Annotated in this window: 11 protein-coding genes; 1 reads left to right on the top strand and 10 read right to left on the bottom strand. The window is 60.5% G+C overall.

Annotated elements, in window-relative coordinates; all coding sequences use genetic code 11:
• Positions 1 to 15: 15 nt before the first annotated feature.
• Genes VOI35_RS02935 through gyrA form a run of 6 tightly spaced genes read right to left on the bottom strand, consistent with a single transcriptional unit; the run spans position 16 to position 8,178 of the window.
• Positions 16 to 903 (bottom strand): prephenate dehydrogenase, encoded by an 888-nt coding sequence (locus tag VOI35_RS02935; protein WP_407276408.1) that lies wholly within the window; start codon positions 901 to 903, stop codon positions 16 to 18.
• Positions 900 to 2,069 carry a histidinol-phosphate transaminase gene (gene hisC, locus VOI35_RS02930; protein ID WP_407276407.1) on the bottom strand — a complete coding sequence of 390 codons (1,170 nt, stop codon included), beginning with the start codon at positions 2,067 to 2,069 and terminating at the stop codon, positions 900 to 902. Before hisC ends, VOI35_RS02935 begins: the two co-directional genes overlap by 4 nt.
• A 39-nt stretch (positions 2,070 to 2,108) precedes the next feature.
• The gene (gene pheA, locus VOI35_RS02925) at positions 2,109 to 3,293 is read right to left on the bottom strand and encodes a prephenate dehydratase (RefSeq protein WP_407276406.1); all 1,185 of its coding nucleotides are present in this window, start codon (positions 3,291 to 3,293) and stop codon (positions 2,109 to 2,111) included.
• 4 nt (positions 3,294 to 3,297) lie between these two features.
• Complete coding sequence (locus VOI35_RS02920) at positions 3,298 to 4,461, bottom strand: phosphoglycerate dehydrogenase (RefSeq protein ID WP_407276405.1); 1,164 nt, start codon at positions 4,459 to 4,461, stop codon at positions 3,298 to 3,300.
• A gap of 17 nt (positions 4,462 to 4,478) precedes the next feature.
• Positions 4,479 to 5,567, bottom strand: coding sequence for a 3-phosphoserine/phosphohydroxythreonine transaminase (gene serC, locus VOI35_RS02915; protein ID WP_407276404.1), 1,089 nt, complete (start codon positions 5,565 to 5,567; stop codon positions 4,479 to 4,481).
• Between the two features lie 37 nt (positions 5,568 to 5,604).
• Positions 5,605 to 8,178, bottom strand: a complete 2,574-nt coding sequence (gyrA, locus tag VOI35_RS02910; RefSeq protein WP_407276403.1) for a DNA gyrase subunit A — start codon at positions 8,176 to 8,178, stop codon at positions 5,605 to 5,607.
• Between the two features lie 577 nt (positions 8,179 to 8,755).
• On the opposite strand from gyrA, the gene VOI35_RS02905 reads away from it, so the two are divergent.
• Complete coding sequence (locus VOI35_RS02905) at positions 8,756 to 9,373, top strand: OmpA family protein (protein WP_407276402.1); 618 nt, start codon at positions 8,756 to 8,758, stop codon at positions 9,371 to 9,373.
• Between the two features lie 117 nt (positions 9,374 to 9,490).
• Here the strand turns inward: VOI35_RS02905 and VOI35_RS02900 are convergent, their stop codons facing one another.
• The 4 genes from VOI35_RS02900 to VOI35_RS02885 form a co-directional block, all read right to left on the bottom strand.
• Entirely contained in the window at positions 9,491 to 10,309 is an 819-nt protein-coding gene (locus VOI35_RS02900; RefSeq protein WP_407276401.1) for a class I SAM-dependent methyltransferase, read from the bottom strand.
• Positions 10,309 to 11,634, bottom strand: coding sequence for an amino-acid N-acetyltransferase (gene argA, locus VOI35_RS02895; protein ID WP_407276400.1), 1,326 nt, complete (start codon positions 11,632 to 11,634; stop codon positions 10,309 to 10,311). The genes VOI35_RS02900 and argA overlap by 1 nt, the downstream gene beginning before the upstream one ends.
• A gap of 15 nt (positions 11,635 to 11,649) precedes the next feature.
• Positions 11,650 to 12,564, bottom strand: a complete 915-nt coding sequence (gene argF, locus VOI35_RS02890) for an ornithine carbamoyltransferase (protein ID WP_407276399.1) — start codon at positions 12,562 to 12,564, stop codon at positions 11,650 to 11,652.
• 76 nt (positions 12,565 to 12,640) lie between these two features.
• Positions 12,641 to 13,849, bottom strand: a complete 1,209-nt coding sequence (locus tag VOI35_RS02885; RefSeq protein ID WP_407276398.1) for an acetylornithine transaminase — start codon at positions 13,847 to 13,849, stop codon at positions 12,641 to 12,643.
• Positions 13,850 to 13,997 lie beyond the last annotated feature (148 nt).

Below are 13,997 nucleotides of genomic sequence, written 5' to 3'. Positions count from 1 at the left end.
TCCAAAAAGTCTGAATCAATGGGTAGATTGGGGGCGATATAGGGCATCCCGCACCGCCTTGGCCTCAGCGAACGCCTGCGCCAGCCCGTCACTGTCGGCCGACTCCATCAAACGGCGCAAGCCCTGAAGCTCGGCGAGGTAATGATCGAGCATCGGTACCAATTCCGCCCGGTTGGCCAGGCAGATGTCCCGCCACATGGCGGGATCGGAGCTTGCGATGCGGGTGAAATCCCGAAAGCCACCGGCGGCGTAGCGGAAAACTTCATAGCGTTCTTCCAGTCGCGCCAGCGCATTCACCAGGCCAAAGGCGGCCAGATGCGGCAAGTGACTGGTGGCGGCGAGCACATGGTCATGATGCGGCACGGTCATGTGTTCGACTACTGCCCCCGCAACGCGCCAGATCGCCTCAACACGCGCAACCTGCGTCGGATCATTTTCCGGCAACGGCGTCAGAATCACCCGCTGCCCGTGATAGAGCGTGGCGAAGGCCGCATCCGGCCCGCTGTGCTCGGTGCCCGCAATCGGATGCCCCGGCACGAACTGCCGCCACTGCCCCTCGGGCATGGCCGCCTGAGCGGCGGCCACCACCGCCCCTTTGACGCTGCCGCCGTCCGTGATCAACGCATCCGGCGCGAGGGTTTCGATCATTTGGGCAAACACGCCCCCCATGGCCTGCACCGGCGTGGCAATGAAGACCAGATCCGCCCCCTGCACCGCCTCGGCTACCGAGTCGGCCGGACGGTCGATCAGTCCCAATTCCTGCGCACGCAGCCGGGTGGCCAGCTGTCGGCTGTATCCGACCACCTCACCGACGACGCCCGCAGACTTCAACGCCAGGCTCAAGGAGCCACCGATCAGCCCCAAGCCAATCAGCGCCAGCCGCTCGATGCGCACCGCCGTCATGCGGCTGCCCGCAGCGCTGGCAGAACCCGGTCGAGCGCGGCCATGACCCGTTCGTTTTGCTCGGCTGTTCCGACGGTGATTCGGATATGGCAGGACAAGCCGCCGGTGTCTTGCTGCCCCCCCAACGGGCGGATGATGACGCCCTCCCGCAGCAGGGCATCGAACACGCGACCGGCCGGCACACCCAACCCCACGGTCAGAAAATTCGCCCGCGACGGGATCACCGGCCAACCGCGCGCGGCACAGGCCGCCTGCAATTGCTGCAATCCCGCCTCATTCGCGGCACGGCTTGCGTCAAGAAACGACAGATCATCGATTGCCGCGACAGCGGCTTGCTGTGCGAGGGTATTCACATTGAACGGCTGCCGCACACGCTCCAGAATCGCGGCGACGGCGGGGTGCGCCAAGCCAAAGCCGACCCGTAAAGCCGCCAGACCGTAAATTTTGGAAAAAGTGCGCGTCAGCAGCACATTGGGATACCGCTTGGCCAAGGCCAGCCCATCAGGAAACCGCCCGTCGGCATACCAATCGGGCGGCACATATTCGCTGTATGCCTCATCCAGCACAATCAACACCCGCGAGGGGATGGCCGCAATGAAGGACTCCAGCGCGGCGGCATCCACCCAGGTGCCGGTGGGATTGTTCGGATTCGCCAGAAACACCACGCGGGTCTGATCATCGATGGCCGCCCGCATGGCGGATAAATCTGCCCCGTAGGGCATGCTGGGGTGATCCGGCGGCAAGGCGGGCACCACCTTGGCCTCGGCTCCGACCGCCTGGGTAGCCAGGGCGTACACCGCAAAGGCATACGCGGAAAACACGGCATTGCGGCCGGGTGCCAAATAGGCCCGCGCCGCCAGTTCCAGCAAATCGTTGGAACCATTACCGAGCACGATGGATTCCATGGAAACCGCGAAACGATGCGCAATCGCCTGCTTCAAGGCGAATCCCCCGCCATCTGGGTAAATATTGAGCGCAGAAGGCTCACGCAGAGCGGCCTGGGCTTTTGGGCTTGCGCCGAGCGGGTTTTCATTGGAAGCCAGTTTGATGATATCCGTCAAACCAAACTCACGAGCCACCGCATCGATCGGCTTACCGGTGACATACGGCGAAATGGCACAGACATACCCCAAGGCCGCCTCAGCGACCGGCACTGTTTCAGACATTTAGAACCCCTGCACACATCCGATGAATGAACGCCTCAATCACGCGCCGGCGCCGGGCAGCTCCGGTGAGAACACCGCCCGAGGATAAGCCCCCAAGACCCGCAATGCGCTGCAGAAAGGCTGCATCGCCGCGATGGCCGACGACAGTTTGGGTTCACTGACATGTCCCTCACAGTCGATAAAGAAGACATATTCCCAAGCGCGATCCCGCGCGGGGCGCGATTCGACCCGGGTGACATCGATCCCCGCATCCGCCAGTGGGGCGAGCAACCGCGCCAGCGCACCCGGTTCGTTGTTGACCGAGAGCATCAAAGAAGTTTTGTCGCGCCCGGAAGGCGGCACGGCCTCCCGCCCAATCACCACAAACCGCGTGGTGTTGAATACGCTGTCCTGGATATTCGCCGACATGACCGCCAACCCATAAGGCTCTGCTGCCCGCAACGGTGCAATCGCATACATATCGGGGTTTTGCGACGCCAGGCGCGCGGCTTCGCTATTGCTCGCGACCGCGCGGCGTGCGACGCCCGGATAGTGCACATCCAGCCATTCGCGGCACTGCGCTAGGGATTGCGCGTGGGAGACGATCTCTCGCGGCATGGCGGCCTGCGCGCTGGGGTGCGCGAGCAATTGGTGCTCGATCTTCAGCGTCAGTTCGCCGCAGATCTGTACCGACGCCCAGCCACCAAATGCCAAGGCATCAAGGGTTTGCGTGACGCTGCCTTCGGTCGAGTTTTCCACCGGCACGACGCCAAAATCCACCGCCCCAGCCGCCACGGCCCGAAAAACTTCGGGAATGCCAGGCTCGAACTGACGAACCGCACCGTGACCAAACGCCATCAGGGCGGCCTGTTCGGAAAAAGTGCCGACAGGCCCCAGGCAAGCTACGGTTAGAGGCTTTTCCAGCGCAAGACAGGCCGACATGATCTCGCGGAACAGCCAGACCAGGGTATCGCTCGGCAAGGGACCGGGATTCTGCGCCCGCACCCGCGCCAAGACCTGCGCCTCACGCTCCGGACGATAGAACGAGCCCTGCGTCGCGGCATCGGCGGATTTGATCTCAGCCACGCGTTCCGCCAATCGCGCCCGACGGGAAATCAGGCGAATCAACTCGGCATCCAGCGAATCGATGCACGCCCGCACTTCCGCCAATGTCGTCAAACCCGCTGTCGTTGAATCCGACCACGCTGACTCGGACGAACGACCCACGGTTGGCGGCGTTGCCATTGGATCAGATCACGCGAATCCGCAGCACGCCATTGATGGCGCGCAGTTGCGCCAATGCAGTCTCGCCGATCGGCGTACTGACATCGATCAAGGTGTAGGCCAGTTGTTTGCGCGACTCGTTCATCAACCGCTCGATGTTCACGCCCGCTTGACCGAGGATATGGGAAATTTGCCCCACCATATCCGGCATGTTGCGATTGGCAATCGCCAGTCGTTGCGCACCGGAACGCGCCATCCGCACTTCCGGGAAGTTGACGGAATTACGGATATTGCCGTTTTCCAGATAGTCCTTGATCTGATCGGCCACCATGATCGCGCAGTTATCTTCGGCCTCACCGGTCGATGCCCCCAGATGCGGGAAGGTCAGGCAACGCGGATGATTTTTGGTCATATTCCCTGGGAAATCAGAAACATAGGCGTGCGCCTTACCCGCATCCAAGGCAGCGACCATCGCCGCTTCATCCACAATACCTTCGCGCGCGAAGTTGAGCACCACGACATTGTCTTTCATGAACGCCAGCCGCTCGGCGTTGATCAGATTGCGCGTCGCATCGATCAACGGCACATGGAAGCTGACGAAATCGGCCTTGGCCAGCACTTCATCCACGCTCGTGGCTTGATGCACTTCCGGCGACAATTCCCAAGCGCGCTCGATGCTGATCCCCGGATCAAAACCGATGACGCGCATCCCCAGCGCCCGCGCGGCATTCGCGACGCGCACGCCGATGGCGCCCAATCCGATCACCCCGAGGGTGCGCCCCGGCAATTCGAAGCCGACAAAGTCTTTCTTACCGGCTTCAACGGCCTTGTGAATCTCTTCGTCCGTCCCTTGCAAACCACGGGCGAAATCCCAGGCAGCGCCCAAGTTGCGAATGGACATCAGCATGCCCGCCATCACCAACTCTTTCACCGCATTGGCATTGGCACCGGGAGCGTTGAATACCACCACGCCGCGCTCGCTCATGGCATCGACGGGAATGTTGTTGACCCCAGCCCCCGCGCGGCCAATCGCCAGCACAGAATCCGGCAAGGCCATGTCGTGCATCTTGGCGGAGCGCACCAGAATCGCATCCGCGCTTTCCAGCGGCGCGCCGACGGTGTATTGGGCAGCCGGCAAACGGTCGGTGCCTTTGGAAGAAATCGCATTCAGGGTGTGAATTTTGAACATCGTAGTCATCTCGTTAATTAACCGTGGCGCTGGGCGAAATCATGCATGAAGGCGATTAGGGCATCGACCCCGGCCTCCGGCATGGCATTGTAGATACTGGCGCGCATGCCGCCGACCGAACGGTGACCGGCCAGCGCAGAAAGCCCGGCCTTTTCCGATTCCGCCAAAAATGGCTTGTCGAGCGCCTCATCTTTCAGAATGAACGGCACATTCATCCAGGAACGGGCATTCACCGCGACGGGGTTGCGATAAAAGCCTTGGCTGTTGTCAATCGCGTCGTAGAGTTTTTTCGCTTTGCGGGCATTGGTTTCCGCCATCGCCGCAATACCGCCGTTGGCCAGCATCCGTTCGAACACCAGCCCGGCGATGTACCAGGCGTAGGTGGGCGGGGTGTTGTACATCGACCCGTTCTCGGCATGCGTTTTATAGTCGAACATCACCGGCACTTCAGAACCCGCGTGGCCGATCAAATCCTCACGAACGATCGCAATCGTCAGCCCAGACGGGCCGATGTTTTTCTGCGCCCCGGCGTAAATGATGCCGAACTTGGACACATCGACCGGGCGAGACAGAATGGTGGAGGACATATCAGCAACCAGCGGTACCTCGCCGGTTTGCGGAATGTAGTCGAATTCCACGCCCGCAATGGTTTCATTCGGGGTGTAATGCACATAGGCCGCGTTCGGATTCAACGCATAAGACCCTGCCGCCGGGACTTCGGTGTATTTACTCGGCTTGGTGTCCGCCACCACATTGACCTTGACGAACCGCTTGGCTTCGGCAACGGCTTTTTCCGACCAATGGCCGGTATTGAAATAATCGGCAGAGCCATCGCCGCGCGCCTTGAGGTTCAGGGGGATCATCGAAAATTGCGAGGACGCCCCGCCCTGTAAAAACAATACCTTATAATTTGAAGGAATCGCCATCAGCGTACGAAGATCGGCTTCCGCTTTCTCCGCGATCGCAATGAATTTTTTGCCCCGATGGCTCATTTCCATGACGGACATGCCCGTTCCGTCGCAATCCAGCATTTCGGCCTGCGCCTTTTTCAGCACCTCTTCCGGCAATACCGCAGGGCCTGCACCAAAATTAAATACACGCGCCATGATCACTCCCAACCCGGTTTATTGAATCAAATCGAAATTATTGTTCCGCGAGCCCCGCCGAGGGGGCATCCGTCTCATCACCGGCCACGCCAGTGACGGCGGCCAACTGCACGAGCTTCTCGCCCTCGCCGAGGCGAATCAGAATCACCCCTTGCGTATTGCGGGACACCAGCGAAATCTGGTCAACCTCGGTGCGCACGAGTGTACCGGCATTGGAAATCAGAATCACTTCATCCGTTTCCTGCACCAGCGCTGCACCAACCAAGGCACCATTACGGTCGCTCGTCTGGATCGCGATGACCCCCTGCCCACCCCGCCCCTGGATCGGGAAATCTTCGATGGGGGTGCGCTTACCGTAGCCATTCTCCGTGGCGGTCAATACCTGCCCCGACCCGACGACAAGCAGGGACATCACTTTCTGGCCTTCTTCCAGGCGGATACCCCGCACCCCACCTGCCACACGCCCCATGGAGCGCACATCTTCCTCGTGGAACCGAATCGATTTGCCGGCATCACTGAACAACATCAGCTCGCGCGTGCCATCGGTCAAGGCCGCGCCCACCAGCCGATCTTCATCACGCAAATCGATCGCAATGATACCGGCTTGCCGTGGCCGCGAAAAATCCGCCAGCGGCGTCTTTTTCACCTGCCCGCTGGCGGTCGCAAAGAAAATGTAGTGATCCTCAACGAATTCACGCACCGGCAGCATGGCATTGACCCATTCACCTTCCTGCAACGGCAGGATATTGATGATCGGCCGGCCGCGCGCGCCGCGCGCGCCTTGCGGCAACTGGTACACCTTGCGCCAATAGACTCGACCCAAGTTGGTGAACAACAGAGCCCAAGCGTGGGTACTCGCTACCATCAGCCGCTCGATGACATCCTCATCTTTCATGCGCGTCGAGGACTTGCCCCGTCCACCACGGCGCTGGCTCTGGTACTCGCTCAAAGACTGGGTTTTGATGTAACCCTCGCGCGAAAGCGTGACGACGCGGTCTTCTTCGGCGATCAAATCCTCAATGGACAGATCTTCGTAATCAAAGACGATTTCCGTCCGCCGCGGCTGGCCATACTCTTCCCGCAGCGCCAGCAGTTCGTCACGAATGACCTGCATCAAGCGGGTTTCCGAACGCAGAATGTCCAGCAGGTCAACGATTTTGGCCAGCAGCTCACGGTACTCGTCGATGATCTTGTCTTGCTCCAGCCCGGTCAGGCGGTTCAAGCGCATCTCTAGGATGGCGCTGGCCTGTTCATGCGACAGCCGGTAGCGCCGATCCGGCTGTAAACCGAGTTCGGCAGGCAAGGCTTCCGGGCGCGACGCCGCAGAATCGGCGCGCTCCAACAGCGTTTGCACCAGGCCGGAAGCCCAGTCGCGCGCCATCAATGCCTCGCGCGCATCCGCAGGATTGGGCGCGGCTTTGATCAGGGCGATCATCTCGTCGATGTTGGCCAGCGCGACCGCCAGCCCTTCTAGGATGTGCGCCCGCTCGCGGGCTTTGCGCAGATCAAAAATCGTGCGGCGCGTCACCACTTCGCGGCGATGGCGCAAAAAGACCGTAAGAATATCCCGCAACCCCAGGGTTCTCGGCTGCCCATCCACTAGCGCCACCATGTTGATGCCGAACACGCTTTGCATCTGGGTTTGCTGATACAGGTTATTGATCATCACATCCGGCAGATCCCCACGGCGCAGTTCGATGACGATCCGCATGCCGTCTTTGTCTGACTCATCCCGTAACTCGGTGATGCCCTCCAGCTTTTTCTCACGCACGAGTTCGGCAATCCGCTCAATCAAGCGCGCTTTATTCACCTGATAAGGCAGTTCGGTCACGATGATGCTGGCCTTACCCGTGCGCTCATCTTCTTCAAACGCGGCACGCGCCCGCATGACCACGCGACCACGCCCGGTCAGATAGGCTTCACGAATCCCGGCCGCACCGTTGATGATCCCGGCCGTTGGGAAATCCGGCCCGGGCACCAGCGCCAACAGCGCCTCATCATCCACCGTCGGCTCATCGATCAGCGCCACGGTGGCATCGAGAATCTCGGTCAGGTTATGCGGCGGAATATTGGTCGCCATCCCCACCGCAATCCCCGAGGAACCATTCACCAAAAGGTTGGGGAAGCGGGCGGGAAAGACCGAGGGCTCCTGCTCGGATCCATCATAGTTATCAATGAAATCAACGGTTTCTTTTTCAAGATCCGCTTGCAGCTCATGTGCAATCTTGGCCATGCGGACTTCGGTGTACCGCATGGCGGCTGGGGCATCCCCGTCCACCGAGCCGAAGTTCCCTTGACCATCGATGAGCGGATAACGCATCGAAAAAGTCTGCGCCATACGCACCAGCGCGTCATAGACTGCGGAATCCCCATGCGGATGATATTTACCGATCACATCCCCGACGACACGGGCAGATTTTTTGTACGGTTTGTTCCAGTCATTGCCCAATTCGCGCATGGCATACATGACCCGGCGATGCACGGGTTTCAAGCCATCACGGGCATCCGGCAGCGCCCGTCCCACAATCACGCTCATCGCATAATCAAGGTACGAGCGGCGCATCTCGTCTTCGAGATTGACCTTGAATATCTCTTGTGCAAACTCAGACATCAAACAAACCTTGCAGCGTCAACGCGCCGGCTACCGCACCCGTACCGTTTTATCCCCCGCCTCAGGCTCGGCAAGCAAGACAATCGAACAGAATAACCAGCATCAATCCGGCAAAAGGGGGTGAACTTTACCACAAGATGAATCCGCCGCGCCGACCGGCTCGAACCAAGCGCATCAACGACACCGGAACAAGGGAAAGCCCCACCCCCGACTGCACCGCGACAGCCCAATCGTTGTATCTCATGCGCCACGGCTGTTGCTTGTGCGCAACGACCCAGGAATGCAAATACCCAACGAACACCCCTCTCACGAGAAGAAAATATTTTTTCTTCATTTTCAACTTGTTGCACAAATAAAAACGCCAAAAATCAGGGATAAAAGCCAGTAAAGCCCCCCTGCAATCGGCGGCATCTGCCGAGGCGTTTGCACCATGAAAGGAATTTTCCAACCAGAAAAACGGTCAATCCCTGGCACAACCGATCCACCCGGCTACTTTTAGCGAACGAATCGGGCATAATGGACGGCGCGTCATGCTGATCATCCTCATGAGTCGATTTTGAACAAGGAGACCTTACCGATGAAAAAACTCACCGTACTGGCTACCGGCGTCCTTGCTGCCGTTGCACTGTCTGGTCAGGCCTTTGCCGACCAAAAACCCGCGTCTCCCTATGTCTTCGATAGCGAAGGCAAAGTGGTCATGACCCCGTTTGGCCATTGCGTCCACAACGGCCACGGCGTATTGAATGCTGAAACCGCGCTGCCCCAGTGCGACCCGGATCTGATTCCGAAGAAAGCCGCTGCTCCGGCTGCCCTGGTTGAACCGCCCCCGGCACCTGTCATGAAGACAGTCACCCTGACGGCCGATACCTACTTCGATTTTGACAAATACAACCTCAAGCCGGCAGGTAAAGAAGCCCTCGACAAACTGATCAGCGAAATGGGCGACATGAGCGCCATCGCCAAGATCAAAGTCGTTGGCTACACCGACAGCATCGGCACGGTTCAATACAACCTGGGTCTGTCAAAACGCCGTGCGAACACCGTGGCGAAATACCTCGAAGCGCACAATGTACCGGCCAGCAAAATCGAAACCGTGGGCATGGGTAAAGCAGACCCAGTGGCCACCAACAAAACGGCAGCCGGCCGCGCGAAGAACCGCCGCGTGGTGGTTACGACCGAAGGCACCGGTCAATAATCTGCCCCACCGGGCTGCCGCCGCAGTCCGGTATCTCATGGGCAGCAAATTCCAGAAGCCGGACAAAGTCCGGCTTTTTTCATGGGCGTCTGGTTTAACAGGCCGTTAAAACGCTTTTCAACGGCCTGTTAAAGGCAAAAACACATCAAACCGCAGCCGCGCACTCTCAATCGTAAAGTCGGGACAATGCGCTGGCCAATGAGTCGAATGATGGGGTCGCTTGACCAGCCATCGGGCACCCTGCTGCGTTCTCGCCCAGGAGAACACCGCCGATGCATCGTCATCCGCCCCCACCAGGGCGGCGAAGATCCGCATGTCCTTCTTGACCTCCGCCGATTTTTGCCGTGGCGGAAACATCGGATCAAACAACCAGACCGTGTCCAGATCACTCAAGCCCGAACCCTGCGACCATTGATGTGCCGTGCCCAAGCGGAGATCGATTCGCGCGGCGACCGCTGCGGTGGCTGGATGTGCACGCGCACGCGCCAGCGCATCTGCCAGTAAGTGGTGGATCAAGGGATGACGCTCAAAAGCTTGCACCGGGCAGCCCATGCTCGCCAGCGCCCAGGCATCGCGCCCCAGCCCCGCCGTCAGATCGATCACGGGGGGGCGATGCCCGGCTTTAATCCCCGCCGCGCGTGCCAGGGGTTCTTTCAAGGTCAACGGGGATCGGAAACGGGCATCGTGGACGAAATCAATCCGCAGCGGCAGCCGTCCCCAGACGCCCTCGGCGGGCGGCCACAGCGCCCAACCCTGCCCATCGACCCGTAAACAGAATTGATCCGCGCCGGGCTGGCTGGTTGGGATAATCCCCAAGACCTCGGCCAATGATTGTCCGTCATGCGCCGGGGCGACGGAATCATCCAGCACCACGCGCCGCTGCCAGGCATGCACGGGGTCGGCTGGCTGGCTGGCTGGAGCCGAGGTCGAATCCATCACAGGGGTTTACGGAAGATTTGCGAATTTCGCTTGAGGTTATACAGCGTTTGGCGCGCCACCGGCAGCGTCTGCAGGCTGGCGGGGATGAATCCCTTTTCCTTGAAAAACGCCATGGTTTGGGTCGATAGCAGGAAGACAGACGACAAGCCCAAGCCCCGCGCTCGCGCTTCAAGAAAAGCCAGCAAGCGACCGGCGCGACCGCCGCGTTGATAGGCCGGATGCACCACCAACGCCGCAATTTCTGCCGTGCCATCGGCGGGATAGGGATAAAGCGCCGCACAGCCGATGATGTCGCCATCGCGCTCGATCACGACGAATCGGTCGATTTCCAGCTCCAGTTGTTCCCGCGAGCGGCGAACCAGCACGCCGGACTGCTCCAGCGGCTCGATCAACGAGAGGATGGCACCAATGTCATCCGGCTGCGCGTCGCGGATACGCTCGAACGGCTCCGCCGAAATCAGCGTGCCACAGCCCTCCCGCGTAAATAACTCCACCAGCAGCGCACCGTCATCTTCACGATCGACCAGGTGCACCCGATCCACACCTTTGCTGCAAGCGCGCACCGCGCTTTCCAGATGCAACCGGAATTCGACGGACAACGAACCGGAGGACTCATCCAGCAATTGCCGAACTTCAGCGAGGCTCATCACCGAAGGCAGATCATCCAGCGGGTCGGTCAGAAAAATCAGTTTATCGGCACCGAGGCTCACGGCGATGGCTTCGGCGACCTCTTCGGCGCGCAGGTTATACAACTCACCGGTGGGCGAAAACCCCAGGTTGCTCTGCACCACGATCGATCCATCGCCCAAGGCATCCCGAATCCCCTCGACATCCACGCGTCGCACCACGCCGGTAAAACCGAGATCCACGCCATCGATAATACCCATCGGCTTGGCCGTGATGAAATTCCCGGTCAACACCCGCTGCGCCAAGCCCTGCCCGGCCGAAAGACTCAGCCGGGTCGAAAGCCAAGAGAGCAGGTCGAATTGCAGGGCGCCCACGGCCTCGGTGACCGGATCGACCATTGCCAGCTCGGTGATGCGCAGCCCGCCATGAAACTTCGGCTCGATGCCGACCTGCGCCAGTCGGCGGTTGATTTGCGGTCGCGCTCCGGGCACCAGCACCAGCCGCGCGCCCAAATCCGCCAGCAATACCAAATCCCGCACGACCCGCTCGAACGATTGCGGCGCGTCCAGCGCCTCGCCGCCGAAGGCCAGCACGAACACCTTGCCGTCGTGCTCCCGGATATAGGGCACGGCATGACGCAATCCCTGCACCAGAATCTGTTGGGAATTCAACGGCGTGCCCGTCACCTCATCCATTGCCCAAACCCCGCATCACCCCGGGACATCGCCCAGAATCAAAAACTCCAGCAGCGCCTTTTGCGTGTGCAGCCGCGCCTCTGCCTCGTCCCAGACCACACTTTGCGCGCCATCGAGCACCTCCGCCGTCACCTCCTCGCCACGATAGGCGGGCAGGCAGTGCATGAACAGCGCATCGGGGGCCGCGCGCGCCATCAAGGCCGCATCGATGCGGTAATCGGCAAAGTCCTTCAACCGGCGCTCGCGCTCTTCTTCCTGCCCCATGCTGGCCCAGACATCGGTCACCAGCAAATCCGCCCCTTGCGCGGCAGCGGCCGCCGACTCCACCAGATGCACCCGTGCCCCCGCCGCCGCGACGATGGCGGGATCGGGTTCATAGCCTTTGGGCGTCGCAATGCGCAGCTCGAAATCGAACACCTGCGCCGCATTGATGTAGGAATGGCACATGTTGAAACCATCGCCAATCCAGGCGACTTTTTTGCCGCGAATCGAGCCACGATGCTGCTCATAGGTAAAAATATCGGCCAGCAACTGACAGGGATGATTCAGATCGGTGAGGGCATTGATGACCGGCACCCGCGAGTACGCCGCAAAACGCTCGACCATCTCATGATCTTTGGCGCGAATCATCACCGCATCCACCATGCGGGAAATCACCCGCGCGGAATCCTCGACCGGCTCGCCTCGCCCAAGCTGGGTATCGCGTGGCGACAGGAAAATGGCCGTGCCGCCGAGTTGCGCCATCCCCGCTTCGAACGATAGCCGGGTTCGGGTCGAGGCTTTTTCAAAAATCATCGCCAAGACACGGTGCTGCAAGGTTTGTGGGCGCTCGCCCTGAGCATAGCCTTGCCGTAACACCTCGGCACGCTGCAGAATCCGCCGGTGCTCGGCCTCGGTAAAATCCAGCAAACTCAAAAAATGACGGGTCATCGTAAGTATCTCTTGGTATTCCCGGCGCCCGAATCGCTCGGTGCCGGGGGCCAGCATCCCGGCTGGCCATCCGCCCTCAATCCGTGATTTGCGTTTCGTTTTCCTGGAGCCAGTCGCGCACCAGCGCGACCAATGAAGCCACCAGCTCATCGGCATCGGCATCGGTAAAAATCAGCGGCGGCAGCAAGCGAATCACGGAACTGGCCGTGACATTGATCAACAAGCCCGCATCCAGCGCCCGACGGACGAGTTCGCCACAGGGGCGATCGAGCACGACGCCGATCATCAACCCCTGCCCGCGCACGGCCTGTACCGCCGGAACCTCAGCGAATCCGGCAGACAATCCGGCCTGAATGCGTGCACCCAGCGCCGCAGCGCGCGCCCGCAGGCCATCCCGCTCGATGACCTCGAGCACCGTATGCGCCACCCGGCAGACCAAGGGATTACCGCCAAAAGTCGAACCATGATTGCCCGGCGCAAACAGGCTGGCCGCTTTACCTGCCGCAAGGCAGGCGCCGATCGGCACCCCATTGCCCAGCCCCTTGGCCAGACTCATCACATCCGGCAACAGCCCCGGCTCATGCTGAAAACCGAACCACTGCCCGGTGCGGCCGATGCCGGTCTGCACCTCATCGACCATCATCAGCCAATCGTATTGATCGCAGAGCGCGCGCACCCCGCGCAGATAACCGGCAGGCGCCGGACGCACGCCGCCCTCGCCCTGCACCGGCTCGACCAGAACGGCCACGATGTCCTGATGCTGCTCGGCCACTGCCGACAAAGCCGCCAGATCGCCATACGGCACCCGGACGAATCCGCCCAGCAATGGCTCAAACCCTTTTTGGATCGCGGCATTTCCGGTGGCGGCCAGGGTCGCCATCGTGCGGCCATGGAAACTGGTTTCCATCACGACCACCAACGGGTTCTCGATGCCCTTTTGCCGGGCGAACAACCGGGAGAGTTTGAGCGCGGCTTCATTCGCCTCCGCGCCGGAGTTACCGAAGAACACCGAACTCATGCCCGAGATGGCCGCCAGACGATCCGCGAGCTTCGCCTGCCAGGGAATGCCATAGACATTGGAGGTGTGGATCAGCGTTTTGGCCTGCTCACACAGCGCCGCGCTGATGTCCGGATGGGCGTGCCCCAATCCGGTCACGGCAATGCCGCTCAAGGCATCGAGATAGACCCGACCCGCCTCATCCCACAGGCGCGCCCCCTCCCCCCGCACAAACGAAACCGGTTGACGGTTATAGGTGGGCATCAGATGGGCGGTCACGGCACTCATAACGGCTTCCTGAACAAGTTTGATGGCTAAAATACCGACAGAATTTTCGCGACTCAAAAAAATCGCTCAGAAACCCATCGGCCAAAAACGAACAAGGAGCCCAAACGCCCCTTGCTCTTACTGACAGTCACGCGCGCCGAGAGGCGCT

This window comes from Halothiobacillus sp. DCM-1, assembly GCF_045689735.1.
Classification (GTDB): Bacteria; Pseudomonadota; Gammaproteobacteria; order Halothiobacillales; family Halothiobacillaceae; genus Halothiobacillus.
This window is presented reverse-complemented; position numbering and strand designations above follow the sequence as displayed.